Annotated in this window: 12 protein-coding genes and 2 pseudogenes; 4 read left to right on the forward strand and 10 right to left on the reverse strand. The window is 60.1% G+C overall.

Translation table 11 applies throughout. From position 1 onward, the window contains the following. Positions 1–73 precede the first annotated feature (73 nt). The 6 genes from IEC33019_RS08770 to IEC33019_RS08795 form a co-directional block, all read right to left on the reverse strand. Complete coding sequence (locus IEC33019_RS08770) at positions 74–2335, reverse strand: ATP-dependent DNA helicase (RefSeq protein WP_070094460.1); 2262 nt, start codon at positions 2333–2335, stop codon at positions 74–76. After that, entirely contained in the window at positions 2332–3984 is a 1653-nt protein-coding gene (locus IEC33019_RS08775; protein WP_070094459.1) for a VRR-NUC domain-containing protein, read from the reverse strand. Before IEC33019_RS08775 ends, IEC33019_RS08770 begins: the two co-directional genes overlap by 4 nt. A 116-nt stretch (positions 3985–4100) precedes the next feature. Continuing rightward, the gene (locus IEC33019_RS08780; protein ID WP_070094458.1) at positions 4101–4667 is read right to left on the reverse strand and encodes a GNAT family N-acetyltransferase; all 567 of its coding nucleotides are present in this window, start codon (positions 4665–4667) and stop codon (positions 4101–4103) included. A 224-nt stretch (positions 4668–4891) separates the two neighbouring features. Continuing rightward, positions 4892–6238, reverse strand: coding sequence for an aminotransferase class I/II-fold pyridoxal phosphate-dependent enzyme (locus tag IEC33019_RS08785; RefSeq protein WP_099593338.1), 1347 nt, complete (start codon positions 6236–6238; stop codon positions 4892–4894). Next, positions 6238–7635, reverse strand: a complete 1398-nt coding sequence (locus IEC33019_RS08790) for a hypothetical protein (RefSeq protein ID WP_099593340.1) — start codon at positions 7633–7635, stop codon at positions 6238–6240. Before IEC33019_RS08790 ends, IEC33019_RS08785 begins: the two co-directional genes overlap by 1 nt. 458 nt (positions 7636–8093) lie before the next feature. Then, a complete protein-coding gene (locus tag IEC33019_RS08795) occupies positions 8094–9110 on the reverse strand; it encodes a zinc-dependent alcohol dehydrogenase family protein (protein WP_070094455.1) in 1017 nt (338 codons plus the stop codon). Between the two features lie 206 nt (positions 9111–9316). Between IEC33019_RS08795 and IEC33019_RS08800 the strand changes: the two genes are divergently transcribed. The 3 genes and pseudogenes from IEC33019_RS08800 to IEC33019_RS08810 all read left to right on the forward strand — a co-directional run. Next, positions 9317–10231, forward strand: coding sequence for a LysR family transcriptional regulator (locus IEC33019_RS08800; protein ID WP_043211831.1), 915 nt, complete (start codon positions 9317–9319; stop codon positions 10229–10231). A 155-nt stretch (positions 10232–10386) separates the two neighbouring features. After that, positions 10387–10810, forward strand: a pseudogene (locus IEC33019_RS08805) (Arm DNA-binding domain-containing protein); the annotation flags it as partial. Between the two features lie 69 nt (positions 10811–10879). Continuing rightward, a pseudogene (locus tag IEC33019_RS08810) lies at positions 10880–11710 on the forward strand (IS5 family transposase); the annotation flags it as partial. Between the two features lie 118 nt (positions 11711–11828). Here IEC33019_RS08810 and IEC33019_RS08815 read toward each other — a convergent pair. After that, on the reverse strand, positions 11829–13004 hold the full coding sequence (locus IEC33019_RS08815) for a CynX/NimT family MFS transporter (protein ID WP_081337533.1): 1176 nt from the start codon (positions 13002–13004) through the stop codon (positions 11829–11831). Positions 13005–13075: 71 nt separating this feature from the next. On the opposite strand from IEC33019_RS08815, the gene IEC33019_RS08820 reads away from it, so the two are divergent. Further along, positions 13076–14604 (forward strand): IS3 family transposase gene (locus IEC33019_RS08820; protein ID WP_437436776.1). Its coding sequence is split into 2 segments (ribosomal slippage): positions 13076–13532 and positions 13532–14604, totalling 1530 coding nucleotides; the frame shifts between segments, so codons are not numbered across the junction. A gap of 162 nt (positions 14605–14766) precedes the next feature. Here the strand turns inward: IEC33019_RS08820 and IEC33019_RS08825 are convergent. The 3 genes from IEC33019_RS08825 to IEC33019_RS08835 all read right to left on the reverse strand — a co-directional run bounded on the left by IEC33019_RS08825 (position 14767) and on the right by IEC33019_RS08835 (position 17861). Further along, positions 14767–15978 (reverse strand): M24 family metallopeptidase, encoded by a 1212-nt coding sequence (locus IEC33019_RS08825; RefSeq protein WP_070094684.1) that lies wholly within the window; start codon positions 15976–15978, stop codon positions 14767–14769. A gap of 315 nt (positions 15979–16293) precedes the next feature. Further along, the gene (locus IEC33019_RS08830; RefSeq protein WP_070094685.1) at positions 16294–16686 is read right to left on the reverse strand and encodes a hypothetical protein; all 393 of its coding nucleotides are present in this window, start codon (positions 16684–16686) and stop codon (positions 16294–16296) included. An 86-nt stretch (positions 16687–16772) separates the two neighbouring features. Next, positions 16773–17861 (reverse strand): ABC transporter ATP-binding protein, encoded by a 1089-nt coding sequence (locus IEC33019_RS08835; RefSeq protein ID WP_099593343.1) that lies wholly within the window; start codon positions 17859–17861, stop codon positions 16773–16775. Positions 17862–17867 lie beyond the last annotated feature (6 nt).

A 17867-nucleotide genomic window follows, 5' to 3' on the forward strand; every position in this document is an offset into this window, starting at 1 on the left:
ATCAACAGGATGTTGGTGTTGGAACACGCAGTGTACTGGGAGTTGCAACGCCGTGCGATGGGGCCTGCGTGGATTATTCGCGAGCTGCCTGCCACCAGGAAGGGAACATCTGCTGCACCCTTGGCTCGGCGAAACGCTCGTCGATCAACAGCAACACGCCACGGTCCTGATCGCCGCGGATAACCCGGCCTGCGGCCTGGATCACCTTGCGCACGCCGGGGTAGAGATAGGCGTAGTCGAAGCCTGCGCCGAACTGACGTCCCAGACGCTGCTTGAACTGCTCGTTGACCGGGTTGACCTGGGGCAGCCCCAGGGTGGCGACGAACGCGCCAATCAAGCGGCTGCCAGGCAGGTCCACACCTTCGCCGAAAGCGCCACCCAGCACCGCGAAGCCAACCCCTTTGCCGTCAGGCACGAAACGCCCCAGAAACGCCTCGCGCGCGCCTTCGTCCATCCCCGGTGCCTGCTCCCACCGGGGGATCGCCGGATAACGCTTGGCCAGCAGCATCGCCACCTGGTCGAGGTATTCGAAGCTGCTGAAGAACGCCAGGTAGTTGCCTGGCTGGCGTCGATACTGCTCGGCGATCAACTCGACGATCGGTGCCAACGAGGCATGACGTTCCCGATAGCGGGTGGAAACCTCGCTGACGATGCGCACCGCTAACTGCTCTGCGCGAAACGGTGCCGCCACTTCCAGCCAGGCCGTGTCGCTCGGCATGCCGAGCAAGTCGGCATAGTAATGCCGTGGGCTCAGTGTGGCGGAGAATAGCGTGACGCTGCGCGCCGCCTGCATGCGCGGCCCCAGCAACCGCGCCGGCACCACGTTGCGCAGGCACAAAGTGGCCAGACGACGCTTGCGCGGGCCCGTGCGCAGGGTCACATCGAAGATGAAGTGCTCATCGAACAGTTCAGCGACCCGAGTGAACTGCAGGGCCTGGAAAAAAAACTGCAACAGCGCAGGATCCACCTCGCCAGGCACCTGCTCCAAGCGCTCCTGGATCAGGCCGATGCACTGCGCAAGGGCCCGCAGGAACGCCTCGGGCAGGCGGTCGAGTGCCTGGTAAGGGGCTTGCTGCGTCTTGTACAAGGCGTTCCACTGCCGGTTCAAACGCTCGAGGGCGCTGCCCATCCCAAGGGGTTTGCTCTGGCGCAGGCAGGCCAATTGGCCTTGGTCCAGGTTTGCGCTGTACATCCCCCGCCCACGCTCGACCAGGTTGTGCGCCTCGTCTACCAGTACCGCCACACGCCACTGGTTGGCTTGGGCCAGGGCATACAGCAAGGCATGGGCGTCGAAGTAATAGTTATAGTCAGCCACCAGCACATCGGCCCAACGCGCCATCTCCTGCCCCAGGTAGTAAGGGCAGATTTGGTGTGCTAGGGCCACCTCGCGAAGGCCAGCCTTGTCGAGCAGCGGTCGGCGCGCCGCCTCCTCGCGCGCGGCATGCAGGCGGTCATAGAGGCCCCTGGCCAATGGGCAGGACTCGCCATGGCAGGCACTGCCGGGGTGTTCGCACGCTTTGTCCCGGGCGATCAACTCCAGGGTCCGCAAGGCCGGCAGCGGCGTAGCATCGGTGATCTGGCGCAAAGCATCCAACGCCAGTGCCCGGCCTGGGGTCTTGGCGGTCAGGAAAAACACTTTGTCCAGTTGCTGGGGTGCCATGGCCTTGAGCAACGGGAACAAGGTCCCGAGGGTCTTGCCGATGCCAGTGCTGGCCTGGGCCATCAGGCAACGGCCGGTGCTCACCGCCTTGTACAGCGTCTCGGCCAACTGGCGCTGGCCCTGGCGAAATTGTGGATAGGGAAACCTCAAGGCCTGCAGATCCCGATCACGTTCGGCCAAGCGCTGCTGCTGGAACTGGGCCCACGCAAGAAAGCGCTGGCACTGAGTCTGGAAAAAGCATTGCAGGTCTGCGGCGGTGTGCTGTTCGCTGATCAACGTCTGGCGGTCGCTGTCCACGTCCAGGTAGACCAACGCGACGTCGATCGTTTCCAGCGCCCGGGCGTGGCACATCAGCCAGGCATAGACCTTGGCCTGCGCCCAATGCAACTGACGATGGTTGGGCGGCTGGCGGGCCAGGTCGCCTCGGTGGGTCTTGATCTCTTCCAGGCAATTGCGCGCCGGGTCATATCCGTCGGCGCGGCCACGCACGCGCAAGCCTTGGTACTGCCCCTCCAGTGCTACCTCAGCTTCGTAGCCTGCGTCCCGCCGGGCCACGACCCGACGGTGACCCGCGATACCTTCCTGGGCCGTGGGCGATGGCGTGAATCGCAGGTCCAAATCGCCCACCTTCGCGCTGAACTCGCACAGCGCCCGGACTGCCACGGTGTAGGTCATGCCGGCGTCTCGACCCAGCGTACATGGCACACCGCAACGGGCAGGCCGTGCTCACGGCAGAAATCGAGCCAGCGCACTTGGTTGTCCTGTAGCCGATCCCCAGGCCCCTTGACCTCGACCATGCGGTAACGGCCTTCGGCTGGCCAGAACTGGATCAGGTCAGGCATGCCCGCGCGATTGCTGCGAATGTCCTGCAAGAGGCGTACGAAACAGTGTTTGAGGTGAGCCGCAGGTATACAGGTCAGGGCCTGATCGAGCAGTTCGGGGGTGAGCATCGGCCAGAACACGAACGGCGATTGCAGCCCTTGTTTGGCGACGAAACAGTCCTGCATGGCCTGGCGGTAGCTGCCATCGTCGAGCCTACTCAGGCAGGCTTGGAACAAAGCCGCGCGCCGTTGCTGGAAGTCGCCGTCGTGCAGGTCTTGGGGCCCTGCCTGGAATGGGTGGAAGAAAGCGCCAGGCACCGGCGCGAAGATCGCGTCCCAGCACAGCAGGCCGAAGAGGCTGTTGAACAGGGTGTTTTCGACGTAATGGCAGGTGCTTGAACCTTCGGCCAGGTGCAACCGTACCGCCTCTTCGACACCATGGGCGGAGCGTGCCACTGGTAGCTGCAGCTCAATCAATGCCAGGTCCGTTGGGCGGCGGCGAGCTTGCGGCGGCCCGCCAAGCTTGCGTGCCAGACGTGGCAGCATACGCGCCAGGGCTTGTTGTTCCTGGGCATTGGCAGGCGAGGTGGCCAAGTCCAGTGCCATTGCCTGCGCCCGCTCCCACTGCTCGCTGCGCTCCAGTACCCGCACCTGGCGCACACGCGCCTCGGGGTGATCGCTGCGCGCATAGACCGCCAAGGCCTGGTCCCAGTCACCCCGGCGCTCGCACTGCTGGCCGATGCTGTACATCAGTCGCCCCCGTCGCCGTACCAACCACGGGTTGTCGCTGTGCAGGCCCTCCAGGGTCGCCAGCAACGAATCGGCGTCCTCTCCTTGCTCCAGCCGCTCGGCACATTGGTGCAACGCCATGGCCAGGTCGACCTCCGTGCGCTGGCGCAAGGCCCGCGAATCGGCGCACAGCGGCACCTGTTCATAACGCAACAAACCCAGATCGGCCAGCACGAACTCCGACCAGTCCTGATACAGGTTGCCGAAAAACAACAAACGCAAGCGGTCACACAACGGCTGCAGGCGCCAATGGAGGATACGTACAGGAGATTGCGCAAACCACTCAGCCAGCGGGCGGGGTGCAAGTGCGAGGGACTGCAATTGCGTGAGCAGTTCGCCCTTGGCTGCCCGAGGCCTGCTCAGTTGGGCGGCAAAGCACTGGGCCAGTTCCTGCTTGCGCAGTACATCGAACAATTGCTCCAGGGTCAGGACGGCATCGTCGCTGACCCACCCCAACGCCAGCAGCGGCTGCAGCGCCGCAGTACTATCACCAATTTCGGCGTAGTCGAGCCTGTCGCTGCGAAACAACTCCCCCTTGCGCATGACCATCCGCACCAGCAAGGCCTGGGCAGGCTCGGGCAACTGCTCGAACGCTTGCAGGAAGCCCTGCTCGGCCTCATCGAGCAGGTCAGCATAGCGCTGCTCGACCCAGGCCAACACCTGCCGGAAGTTATGCAGGTAATAAAGAGGGTCGTCGACGGAGTGGGCAATCACAGTGCGCGTTCAGTTGAGGAAACAGGCACTGGTTATACATACAGATCAAGCGCGGTGGCAAGTGCTACAGGTCGCCTCGCTGGCGAGGGCAGTGGCACTCGCCGGCAAAGCGCCGCTCAAGGCCGGTACATGAGGTAGGCTTCACCGCTGACTCGGATCATCGGGTGCGGCACGATAGTGCAGGTTTTGACAATCTTGAACCCGTGTCGCTCGTAGAAACGCCGGGCACCGGTGTTCGCGGCATAGTCGATCAAACTCAGGCCTTTGAGCCCTAACTGATCAGCGCGTTGCTGAGCCTGTTCAAGGAACCGTACACCCAGACCCTGGTTACGCCAGCCTTCACGAAGAGCCAAGCTCGAAACATAGAGGGTGTCGGGGACTTCCATATCGGCATAAGGCGCCAACACAGGATCAGTCGCCGGCGCAGGGTCTGGATCGTGATACATCGGATAGCTGTGCATCATGCCGATGACCTGCCCTTCGGCTTCAGCAATAAGGCAGTTCTGGTAGGAGAAATCTACGTTATCGCGGGCATAGCGGACAGTGCCGACATCGAGTAAATCCTGACCCGGTTCTGCTAACTGGCTCCAGATATAATCGGCTACCCCTTCGGAAGTTATTTGGAACAACTGGGCAATATCACGCGCATCCGAGCTGCGACCCGGACGAAATTCGACGGCCATGTAGAGGACTCCAAGGAAGTGTCGCTCTTTATAGCGTGGAGAAAAGCGTGTTTCAACAGCACCAATAAAAAGATATAACGGCCTTATTAACCGATATAAAAGCGCGTCGTACAAGGGCATTTATATGTCGCACCCGGACAATAAGAACTCTTAATTTACGCTTCACCTTCAACGTTGAACGCCTCCAAGACCCTTGTCGAAAAACGTACAAGGGGTGAATTCGTTCAACGTCCGACAAGCCCCCTTCCCAACCGACGCAACGCCTGTTCCAGGCCATCCCACGACTCTGCGCACCAGACCAGCAGCACATGCTGCGGGAAACTGCCCTTGAGCCCGAACAACTCTCCGGGAATGACGGACAAGGGGGTCCCCGCCACCGCTGCCAGGAGGACCTTCGTATCGATCGGCTGGTTCAGCCGCGCCCAGATTCCTCGCCCTCCATCAGGCCTGGCGAACGCCAGGTGCGTGCCCAGGCGCAATTCGATCCGGCTGCAAAGGTGCTCCATGCGAGCCTGGAGATCGAAGCGTAAGGCTGCCAGGCTCTCGTCGACCTCCCCTTTAGCGAAGGTATTCGCCACCGCGTGCTGACGCAGCGGTGGGAGCAAAAAGCCGCGTCGGACGATAGCTTCGTCGACGCCAGGTTGGCGACACAGCAAGTAGGCGTAAGGTGCTTCTGCGCCTATCGTGGCCTCCAGCGAGCCGAGTATCAGCAGGCGACTGGCGTCGATGCCATCGCGTAGCCGCGACGCCGGGGGGCCTGCGAAACAGTGATCGCTGTCCAGGTCATTCTCCAGTAACAACGCGGAATGCTCGGCAAGCAAACGGGCTAGCTGTTGCTGATCCTGCGCAGGCATAAGACGCCCCAGGGGCACGGACAGACAAGAAGGCATCACGACAAGCTGGACCGGCTCACGCTCCAGCAAACGTGCGAACGCGCGTATATCCAGCCCTCCATGAGCAGCCATCGGCGCTTCGAGCACGCGCATACCGGCCTGCTGCAAGCCATTCAGCAACCGCCAGCAGCAGGGGGTTGCCACCACGGCCGTTGCCCCTTGCAGATGCAGGGCGAGCAACAAGGTTTCAAGCAAGGCTTGCACATCCGTGGCCAAATGAACGTGCCGGGCATTCCAGCAATGGCCAGAGGCGCGGGTATAGCGGGTGGCCAGAGCGCTACGCAACAAGGCGCCGTTGCCCAAACGCCACGTCGCCTCACCACCCTGGCGCGAGAGACGTCGCTCATGGGCGAGCAAGGTACGTTCCAGCGTCCGGGGCGATGGCATTGGCAGGGGGAATGCCGGAAGAACCAGGGCGGCGTCCGCACCTGGCGAGTCCACCTCCCGCTCGGCGAAATTCACGAAGTACCCGGACTTGGGCACCGAGCGAACCCGGCCTTGCCGCTCCAACAGGCTATAGGCGCACTGCACGGTCGCCAGCGAAACCCGAAGGCGCCGGGCCAGGTCTCGCAAGGACGGCAAACGCCCCTGCTCTGCGTAATCGGCCTGGGCAATCAGGGCGTCCAGATAGCGATACACACCTTGATAGGCGAACTCCCCACGCGCCGAACGCCCCATCAGAGTGCCGCCTGGCGCACGATCGCAGGTGCCGTGTCCAGAGGCGACAACCACCGCAGCGCCGCATCTCGCCGTGTCAGATTGACCAGCACACGCCATGCCGATGGCTCGAGGTGACCGGCGTAGACCGCCTGCAACTGAGCCAGGCTCAGACCGCTGACATCCACCAACCAATGCTTGATGGTCTCGGGGCAAGGTTTGCCTTGCAGTGCCTTGTGCAGATACGGCAAAGCAACACGCATGCGCGGATGGTAGGCGTGCACGAAGTCCGTAAGCTTTTTACCTTGCCCGTTGAAGGGAGCGAACAGCAGGCATACCAGCTGGGTTTCATCGAGCCCCAGCGCCTGCAGGAATGACGCCCTGTCTTGTTGCTGCACCCGCAGCCACCAGCTCACTCGTGCATCCTTCTGGGACAGGTGCCCTTCTTGCCACCGGGACTGTCGCGCCAGCAGATGTGCATGCAAGCCCGCCAAGTTCTCTACCACGCTGGACGCTGTCCAGGCGCCCAACGGCGTATCGGGTACGCCGAGCACTTTTTGCGCGCCAAACATCGCGTCCAGGTGATGCGCCTCGCTCGCGGGACAAAGCAAGTCGTCCACCGTCAACATCTGGAGCGGTAGTTCAGGGGCCATTGCCGCAGGCATATCCAGACACCGGCCCAAGGGTGCCCCGACCCGCATATGCAAGCGGCTCAACCCTTCGGTCAACGTCGCAGCACATTGATGCACGTCGCCAAGCCCCTGGAATTCCCCAGCCAGGCGCAGCAGACGCCGCCCCCAGGCCATGACACGTCTGCGCTCACGATCTGGCAGGGCCGTGACCAACGCGCTGGCACCGCCGCTGTGGCCCAGCGCCCCGTGCAAGGCTCCAGCCAGTTGCAGATGCAGCCTGCAGCCCAGCAGGGCCTTGGGTGTGGCCTCAGTCAGGTGCCCGAACATCAACAATGCCTGCCGTGCTCCCGTCCAAGGCTGGACGGCTTGTGCCTGGCATGCGCTGAACGGCACCACCTTGTCGTCCTCCAGCATGAGCAGCTCTACCCGAGGGTCGTCCTGCATGAACAGCGCGCTGAAGAGACGCTCATGACTCAGCAGCGTCTCTGGATCGGGGGTGGGCAGGCAGCTCGCGACCACGCGCAACCGGAAGGTCTGGCCGCCACGCAGGGCCAGGCGCAACTGGGCTGCGCGCAGACTGGCCAGCAGATGCGCGCTGCGACGGTCGCCACCTTGCACCACCAGCAACTGGAATTCACCGATGTACTGCTCCCCGCCAGCGGCAATCGTCAAGCGCTGGACCAGCAATTGCAGCGAGGCCTGTTGTCCACGGGACATCTGATCGCACACACGGTCCAGTACCTGTTGGTAGATGGACTGCATGGCTTGGTCATGAAGACTGCTCATCGGAACACTCCCTGTTCTTCGTTGCGGTGTTTCAACGTAAAAGGCGGAACAAAAAAGGGGCTCACTTCAACTTTGCAGAACTTTCCTACAAAACTTTGGGAAGTACAAAAGTGCACCACCCGGCCCAATTCATTCCGCGCACTGGCGTACACACGCCATAGCCTCCCCAAGCCCATCCATTGCTCCTAGAAAACATCCGTACAAGGCCATTATCGAAGGTTGCATTACGAATAAAAGATACAGATCCGGGTAAAAAAACCATTCAGCCCCGTCCGCTTTAACCATTAAAGATCTGGACGCGATCGAGTGGTGCAAACAAATACTTCATTTATTGACTGTCAACTTTTATTTGTAAGATTAACGTTGATGCAATGTAGGATTTATCTCTAGGTAGAGCCAAATAAAAAGCCCGGACCAAAGGCCCGGGCTTTTTATTATTCGCACATGACAGATTGGGGTTAACCCATCGTCAAGACAATCCGCCCTCCACAGGGGCATTCATCCATCTCGCGGTGTGCTTCGACCACATGGGTGAAGGGATAGACCTTGCTGATCTGGGGTGTCAGCAACTGATCGGCCGTGAACTGGTTGATGTCACGCAACGCGCGATGCAAGGCAACCTGGTCCTGGGCAATGCCCAGCTCCGGCTTGCCGGTGAAATTGCCGATGCAGTGCACGTAGAACTGAATATTCTTCTGGAACGCCGCACAGGCCGGGAATGGCGTCTGGTTGCCGCCCTGCAAACCGTACAGCACTAGGCTGCCGCGCGGTGCCAGGACATCGCCCAGCAGTGACATCTGCGGCCCGCCCATACCATCCAGTACCATGTCGACACCGCGGCCATCGGTGTACTTGGCCACCTGCATGACCAGGTCCTGCTCTTCGGTGACGATCACCTTTTCGGCACCAAGGCTCAACAGGTACTCGCGCTGCTCTGGGTCCTTGGTGGCCGCGAACACCTTCAAACCCAAAGCTTTGCCCAGCTGCACGAAGGCAGGCCCCGCGCAATGGCTCGCATCAGTGACCAATGCGGTCTGGCCGGCCTTCGCACGGGCCAGGTCGACATAGGCAAAGTAGGCAATCAGAAGCGGCGTGTAATGCACACTGGCTTCGATCGGCGTCAGGATGTCTGGGTAGCGGGTGATCGCGGTGCGCGGCAGGACGATGACATCGCCATAGACCGGGTGTTCGTTGGCGCTGGTGGCGGGGAAGCTGGCTACTCGATCGCCCACGGCGATGTCCTCGACGCCCTCGCCGACCGCTGTCACCACCCCGGCCATTTCATGGCCGATGCCTGCTGGCAGGCGTGCCTGGGATGGCGCCAGGTTCTGCCGCCAGAGCACATCGTACCAACTGACGCCGATGGCCTCGACGCGGATCTGCACCTCGCCCATCGCAGGGGATGGCTCGGTCTGCTCTTCGCAGCGCAGAACGTCGGCAGCGCCGAACTTGTGGAAACGAATCATGCGGGACATCACATACCTCGCCTTCGTGAATCTCGTATTACCACGGACTTTATCCGGGCTTTTGCCGTTAGACCATCAGTGGCTATTAATAGTTGACATGCCTGTCATCGATTGGGCTCCTGGCAAATCCGTGCATTGGCCCCCGGAAATCGGTGCAGGGTACCAGCCTTTGGCCTTAAGATTCATCCCTGACCTACTTTAGGCCGAGCACTTCGATGAACCGTAACGACCTGCGCCGCGTAGACCTCAACCTGCTGATCGTGTTCGAGACACTCATGCACGAACGCAGCGTGACCCGTGCCGCCGAGAAGCTGTTCCTCGGCCAGCCGGCGATCAGTGCCGCCCTGTCGCGTCTGCGCACCCTCTTCGATGACCCGCTGTTCGTGCGTACCGGGCGCAGCATGGAGCCCTCGGCTCGAGCCCATGAGATCTTCGCTCTGCTCTCGCCGGCCCTGGACTCGATCTCCACGGCCGTCAGCCGCGCCGCCGACTTCGATCCGGCCACCAGTACCTCGGTGTTTCGCATAGGCCTCTCCGACGACGCCGAATTCGCGCTGCTGCCGCTGTTGCTCAAGCGAATTCGCGCCGAAGCGCCGGGCATCGTGCTGGTGGTGCGTCGGGTGAACTACCTGCTGATGCCTACGTTGCTCGCCTCCGGTGAGATCTCGGTGGGTGTGAGCTACACCAATGAATTGCCCGCCAACGCCAAACGCAAGATCCTGCGCCGCAGCCAACCCAAATTGCTGCGCGCCGACAGCATGCCGGGCAGCCTGAGCCTCGACGATTTCTGCGCACGGCCCCATGCCCTGGTGTCGTTCGCAGGCGATCTGTCCGGATTCATCGACGAAGCCCTCGAGCAGATCGGCCGCAAGCGTCATGTGGTCCTGGCCGTACCGCAGTTCAACGGCCTCGGCAGCCTGCTTGCCGGCACCGATATCGTCGCCACGGTCCCCGACTACACCGCCGACGCCCTGACCGCCGCCGGCGGCCTGCGCGCCGAAGACCTGCCTCTGGACGTGCGCACCTTCGAGCTGCACATGGCCTGGCGCGGCGCACAGGACAACGACCCAGCCGAGCGGTGGTTAAGGTCGCGGATACAGATGTTCTTCGGAGACCCAGATAGCCTGTGAGCGACTTCCACTCAGCTCCAATAAATCCAGCAAATTCAGCTAGATAGTCGAATTTTCAGTCCGTTGCCATCCGTCGCATTCCACTCATTTCCAACGTACCTGGGGGTATCGTTTGGGGTACTTTTCATTTGACTGAAAAACGATACCCCCAGATTATGCCTATCGATCCTGCGCCAGCCTTCCGGCGAAAACTCAGCGATGCCTTCCTCCGCACCGTGAGCGAACCTGGCAAGTATGCCGACGGCGAAGTGCCCGGCCTCTACTTGCAGGTCCAGGCCTCGCTCAAGCCGCACAAGCCCGCTTCCAAGTACTGGCGGATGAAGTACCGCCTGCACGGCAAAGAAAACGTGTACGCGATTGGCCGCTATCCCGACATCGGGTTGAAGGACGCGCGCGAACTGGCCCGCGCTGCACGCCGCGACGTGGCCAATCACACGGCCCCCCCTAAAGACGAAACGGGCCAAACTTCAGGCTCAGTTACTCAATGAAGAACGCACCTTCAGCTACGTCGCCGAACAATGGCTGGCCTTCAAATCCCCTGACCTGGTGAGCAAGTCCCTAAGGATTCTCCGGTCAAGTCAGCACAGGCCGTCTGACCTGTGCTGAAATAGCCCCCCGTACCACTGCCCTCTACAAGCCCTCCATCCCATGAGTCAGATGAGCTTTTCCGATTTCGAGTACGCCGGTAAGCGCAAGCAAACCCGTCGCGAGCGTTTCCTGGCCGAGATGGAACAGGTGGTGCAGTGGAGCGGTTTGGTGGCATTGATCGAGCCGCATTACCCAAAGGCCGGCGGTGGCCGCAGGCCGTACCCACTGGAAACTATGCTGCGTGTTCACCTGCTGCATAACTGGTTCTCGTTGAGCGACCCCGCCATGGAAGAGGCGCTGTACGAGATCACTTCGATGCGCCAGTTTGCTCACCTTACGCTCAGCGCTCCGATCCCCGAAGACACCACCATCATGAATTTCCGGCACCTGCTGGAGAAGCACCAACTGGCGTCGGGCATTCTGGAAACCATCAACAACTACCTGCGAGACAAGGGCCTGTCTTTGCGCCAGGGCACCATCGTCGACGCCACCATCATCCACGCGCCCAGTTCGACCAAGAACAAGGAAGGCAAGCGCGATCCTGAAATGCATCAAACGAAGAAGGGCAACCAATACTATTTCGGCATGAAGGCCCACATCGGCGCGGATGCTGAATCGGGTCTGGTGCATCACGTTCATGGCACCGCCGCGAACGTGGCCGACGTAACGGAAGTTGCACAACTGCTGCATGGCGCAGAGAACGTCGTCTGTGCCGACGCGGGCTACACCGGCGTTGAGAAAAGGCCAGAGCATGAAGGGCGGTCAGTGATCTGGCAGATTGCTGCGCGACGCAGCACCTACACGCACTTGAGCAAACGCAGCGTGCTTTACAAAGCCAAGCGCAAGATCGAAAAGGCCAAGGCGCAAGTGCGTGCGAAGGTGGAGCACCCGTGAGGGCAGAAAACCAAGGCTTTGCCTTGGTCATCCAATAATCAGCGGCTGGAAATCGGGCTTTTCGGCATCCCTAACCGCCCATTTCCGGTTGGTGAGCAACTTATTCGGAGTTTCCCTAATGGCGGGCTGCCACGAGTCGGCGTCGACCTGAGGCATATCCGAAATACAGCATCGCTACGCCTACCCCGCTAAGAAATATCTCAACGTGCGCATAGCCAATGACCGGCGTATAAAGCACCCCGACCAGCAACGGCCCGAGTGCGCCCAGGCCATAGCCGACGCCTTGCACCATGCTCGAAAGTTCTGCCGCAACCTGTGCGTTTGCCGAGCGCAGCACAATCATGGTGATGGCAATGGAAGTCAAGGCACCTTGCCCGATGCCTTGTACCCCGCCCCACAGCCATACCGTGTCGAGCGGCGCGGACAGGCAGCCGAGAAAACCGACCGTGGTGAGCACCACCACAACCACATTGAACCAGGATTGATTCGGCAAGCGTGTGGCTATCAGCGGCCCGAACAGACAAGCGACCATTTGTAGCAGGATTGAACTGGAGACGATAACGCTGGACTCCAGCGGTGTCATCCCCCGCCCATTCAGAAACGGGGCGAGCCAGCCGAACACGGTAAACGAATACATCGATTGCAGCACCATGAACAGCGTGAGTTGCCAGGCCAGCGCGCAGCGCCACACCCCTCGTACGCGCGGCGCAGCCTTGGGTGCCAGCGCACTGCCCTTGGGCAGTTGGAAAAGCCAGCAGGCACAGGCTGCCGCTGCCGGCACTGACCACAGCGCCAACGCCGTCGTCCAGCCACCGCCCAAGGTGCTTTGCAGCGCCAGGGTGAACCCTGCGGCAGTCGCCGCACCGCTCAACAGCGCCATGGAGTAGAGGCCGGCCATCAGCCCGGTGATCTTGGCGAAGTCGCGTTTGATAAGCCCAGGGAGCAATACGTTGATGATGGCGATGGCGCTGCCAATGACGATCGAACCGACCACCAGGCCGCTGACGTTCCCGGCGCCACGTATCAATAGCCCTACGGACAACGCCACCATCAATACCAATATCGTGCGCTCTGTGCCTATTTTGCGGGCAAGCCAGGGCGCCACGGGCGCGAACAACCCCAGGCAAAGTACAGGCAGCGTGGTAATTGCACTGGCGACGGCAGGCGTCAGGCCTAGGTCGCTGGATATATCGGCAAGCACAGCGCCGAGGCTTGGGTATGCAGTGCGAAGGTTGAAGGCTACGAGAATGATGCTGCAGGCGAAATAAAAAAGCCGCGAACCTTTGGCAATTTTGCCAGGTTGCCCTCCATGTCAGGATAGTTGTCGCCCGTCTCATTCGATGGAGGGCGTAGGACTGTCTCATGAAACAACGCCGTTATACCGCTGAGGAGAAAGCCTGGGCGTTGCAGCAAATGTCGGCGCCTTTCAGCCGTCCGGTCACAGAGTTGGCTAAGCAAACAGGCATTACTACTGTCACACTTCGGGCTTGGCGTAATGAAGCCAAGACCCAGGGAGTGCAAATGGCAGGAACAGGTAAACGCAATGGGCGCTGGAGCAGCGCTGACAAGTTCAGAGCTGTGCTTCAGACGGCTGCAATGAGCGAAGCAGAGATTTCAGAATACTGCCGAAGTGCAGGAATTCTGCCGTCGGATCTGGTGCTGTGGCGTACAGCTTGTGAGCAGGCGAATACTCCAACCCAGCAAGAACCCGTCAAAGATATCGCGTCGGTCAAGCGTATCGAGCAACTGGAGCGTGAGTTACGGCGTAAAGAAGCGGCTTTGGCAGAAACGGCGGCGTTGTTGGTACTGCGAAAAAAGGCCGATGCGATCTGGGGCAAGGACGAGGACGAATGACCAGTGCTGCAGATCGCACAACTGCCCTTCAGTTGATTGACGCCGCTGTAAGAGCAGGCGCTCGTCAAAGTGCTGCCTGTGAAGAGTTGGGACTCACTGAGCGCACGGTGCAACGATGGCGCCATCAACCTGAAGATGGGCGGCCTGGCGCAGCCCGCCCTGAGCCAGCCAACAAGCTCAGCGAACGTGAGCGCTTGGCCCTTTTGGATGCAGCCAATCGCCCTGATTGCGCCGACCTCACACCGCATGAAATCGTGCCGAAGTTGGCAGATGAAGGCCTCTACCTAGCCTCGGAATCGACATTTTACCGAGTGCTCAAGTCAGCGGGCCAAGCACACAGGCGTGGGCGTAGTCGAAGACCAAAGGCCAGACCACTCACGACCCATAGGGCGAGTGGGCCCAATCAGGTTTGGTGTTGGGACATCACTTGGTTACCGAGTACTGTCAAAGGACGTTTTTTCTATTGGTATATGGTCAAAGATATCTACAGCCGCAAGCTGGTCATGAATGAAGTACACGAGGCAGAAAGTGCTGAACATGCCAGTATCCTGCTGGAGCGCGCCTGCCTACGTGAAGGGATTCGCCCGGATACATTAGTGCTTCATTCAGACAATGGCAGTGCGATGAAGGGCGCGACAATGCTCGCTGCGCTACGTGACCTTGGTGTTCTGCCATCTTTCAGCCGCCCGCGGGTCAGCAACGACAACGCCTATGCCGAGGCTCTATTTCGAACAGCTAAGTACTGCTCACGGTGGCCCAGCGTGCCTTTTGGATCGCTCGATGAAGCTCGTATGTGGGTAATGCGGTTTGCTGCCTGGTACAACAATGAACATCGCCATAGCGCGCTCAAATATGTCACCCCCTCGCAGCGACATCATGGTCAAGATGGCGCTTCGCTGAGGCAGCGTGAACAGTTATACGAAGCAGCGCGGCGTCAGAATCCAGGACGATGGGCCCGAGATGTCCGTAACTGGAAATTGCCTAACCATGTGTACTTGAATCGCGAGCGAGATCCAGAGCAAAAGCGCACCGGTTAAACCAGGCACGACAACTACCTTGACGCGCACCGGTTGCGGCAGCCCCCGTTCATTGCGAGCGTGCGCTGTAGTGTACTCCACACATGTCCTCCTTGAACCTTGGGCATGGACAACGACATACTGATAAAAAAAGCCGCACAGTTTCCTGTGCGGCTTGCTCGGTTACTTCTTGATGATGTTGTGTTCTGGGCCGTATGGGAACTTGGTAATGTTTTCAGCGCCGTTTTCGTTGACGATCAGAATATCATGCTCGCGGTAACCACCCGCACCCGGCAGCCCTTCGGGCAGCATGATCATCGGCTCGATGGACACGACCATGCCAGGTTCCAGCACGGTGTCGATGTCTTCGCGCAGCTCAAGACCAGCTTCACGGCCGTAATAATGGCTCAGGGTGCCGAACGAATGGCCATAACCGAAGGTGCGGTATTGCAGCAGGTCGTGCTCGAGGAAAATCTCGTTCAACTGATGGGCAATATCGCTGCAACGCATGCCTGGCTTGATAAGCTTCAGGCCGGCCTCGTGGACCTTGACGTTGACCTCCCACAGGCGCAGGTGCTCATCGGAGCAATGGTCGAGGAACAACGTGCGCTCCAGCGCGGTGTAGTAACCGGCGATCATCGGGAAGCAGTTGAGGCTCAGAATGTCGCCCTTATTGACCTTGCGAGAGGTTACCGGGTTATGCGCGCCATCGGTGTTGATACCAGACTGGAACCAGGTCCAGGTGTCCATCAGTTCGGAATCGGGGAAAGTGCGGGCAATTTCACGGACCATGGCCTGGGTGGCATGCAGCGCCACTTCGTACTCAGGCACCTGGTCACGCAGAGCCTCAACCACCGCAGCACCACCGATATCGGCAACGCGGGCACCGTGACGAATGATGGCGTGTTCTTCAGCCGACTTGATCATGCGCATGCGCATGCATGGCGCGGCGACGTCCACCAGCTCGGCCTGGGGATAACGGCTGCCCAATTTGTCGCGGTTGGCCAGGTTCAAGTGGTCGAACTCGATCCCGATACGTCCGGCCTTGGGCAAGGCTTGTTGAATCGCGACAAAGTAGTTATCGCGCTGCCAGTCAGTGTAAATGATGTTTTCGGTGCCCACGGTACGCCGCCATGGCTGGCCACCGTCGATGTTAGCGCTGATCGACACCACGGCGTCCTGAGTCACCACCAGGGCATAAGGACGGCCAAACGAGCAATACAGGAAATCGCTGTAGTAGTTGATGTTGTGATAAGACGTGAAGACGGCGGCGTCGATATTGTTCTGGGCCAGATAGCTGCGCAACTTGGATTGGCGGTTGGCGTATTCCTGGTGCGAGAACGTCGGCTTAACTTTTTCGCCGTTTTGAATCTGTATTGTTTTCGGCATTTGCATGTCTTCACTCCTTGGTAGGTGATCAGTAGAGAGGCCCTGTTTTGGGTGCCACTGGAGATCATTCGAACAGATAAAAGGCGGCCTTTTTTGCGCGATTCCGACCCCTAGATGATCAGATCCGCCTTGCTGTAAACGCCGCTGTGGAAAGGACAATATTGCCCGCCACTGCCGTACAGGCCTCGCTGCGGCAAGAACAGGCAGCGGTATAGATGAGGGGGAATGAAGGAGAGGAAACGCGCGATGTCGCGCCCATTGCAGGCGCGGATCAAGATAATTATCGAGGCAGGTTCAGCTCTGGTAGCGGCTGAACACGCGCTACGGGGACAACCGGGCAACGCCGATCAATTCGGCCAATTCGCCGAAATCGAGCGTGCGGCAGGTCGGTTTGGTCAGCAGCGCCAGCGATTCGCGGACACTGTCGTCGGTACACAACTGCAATTCACTGCCAAGGCACAGAATCAGCACATCGAGGGGCTTGGCCTGGCTCAGTTGCACGGTGGCCGCCACGATGCCATTGTTGGCCTTCAGCGGCCGGCCCTCAAGGCTCAGTATCTGCCACTCGCAGACCACGCAGCGGGCCACGTCGTTGGCTTGGCGCAAGGGTTCCAGCGCAGCGGCCAAGGCATAGAAATCGAACCCTTCGGCCAGCAGGAAGCCAATACGCACGGCGCTGGCCAGGTTTTCGCTGGTTTCAGTCAATTGCTGCATATACTGCCTCCTTCGGGTCAACTGGGCGTGGGTACGTCTACAATTGTCCACGCTGCCGCCCCTGCGCAGATGTCAGATATCGACCTCTAATTGCCACGTAAAATCAGCGCCCGCGCATCGTCCCACCCGACATGCACCGTCTGCCCGCTCTTGAGCCCAAGTAGGTCGTAATCCTCGTACGGCTTCTGCACTTGCAGTTCCAGCCCGTTGGCGGCTTCCAGGTATATGTTGACCATTGACCCAATGAACTCCTCCCCCATCACGGCACACGCCAGGCGGCTGGCTGTGGTCGGTTGCGCGGCGAGGTTGATATGTTCGGCACTGATGCACAGGGTGACCTCTTCCCCTACCGCAACAGATCGGTCTTCGGGCAAGCGTGCCAGAAAGCGACCATGCGCCGAGTCCAGTTGCACCAGCCCGGTGTCGTCGAAGCCAAGCACAACGCCGCCAAGCATGTTCTTGCCGCCAATGAATTCAGCGACAAAACGGTTGTGCGGTTCGAAGAAAATATCCTTGGGCGTGCCAATCTGCTCAACCCGGCCACGGCTCATGATCACCACGCGGTCAGCCATGGCGAAGGCTTCGGATTGGCTGTGGGTAACATAGACGAAGGTGATGCCAAGGTCCTTCTGCAACCCAGTCAACACCGCCTGCATGCGCACGCTCAAGTGCGCATCGAGGGCACTGAGCGGTTCGTCCAGCAGCAGTATCGGGGGCTCGGTGACCAGTGAACGCGCCAGCGCCACCCGCTGCCGTTGCCCGCCAGAAAGCATGCTGATATCACGGTTGGAAAACTCGCCCAGGTCCAGGCGCTCTAGCCAGTGCAGGGCTTTTTTGCGCCGTTCAGCTTTGCCCATGCCGCGCATGCGCAAACCAAACTCGACGTTTTCAAGCACGCTCAGAAAGGGGAACAGCGCCAGGTTCTGCCACACCAGCGGGGTGTCCCTTTGCCAGGAATACAGGTCGTTGATGCGCTCGCCGTTCAAGCGAATTTCACCGCTGCTGGGCTTGTCGAGCCCGGCAAGCATGCGCAGCGTGGTGGTTTTACCACAGCCACTAGAGCCCATGATCGCGACGAACTCGCCCTTGTAGATTTCCAGGTTCATCGGTTCGACAGCGACGTAACTGCCGAAGTGTTTGGTCACGTTATCAAATACCACTAACGGTTGAGTCATGGGGAG

This window comes from Pseudomonas putida (assembly GCF_002741075.1).
Lineage (GTDB): Bacteria > Pseudomonadota > Gammaproteobacteria > Pseudomonadales > Pseudomonadaceae > Aquipseudomonas > Aquipseudomonas putida_T.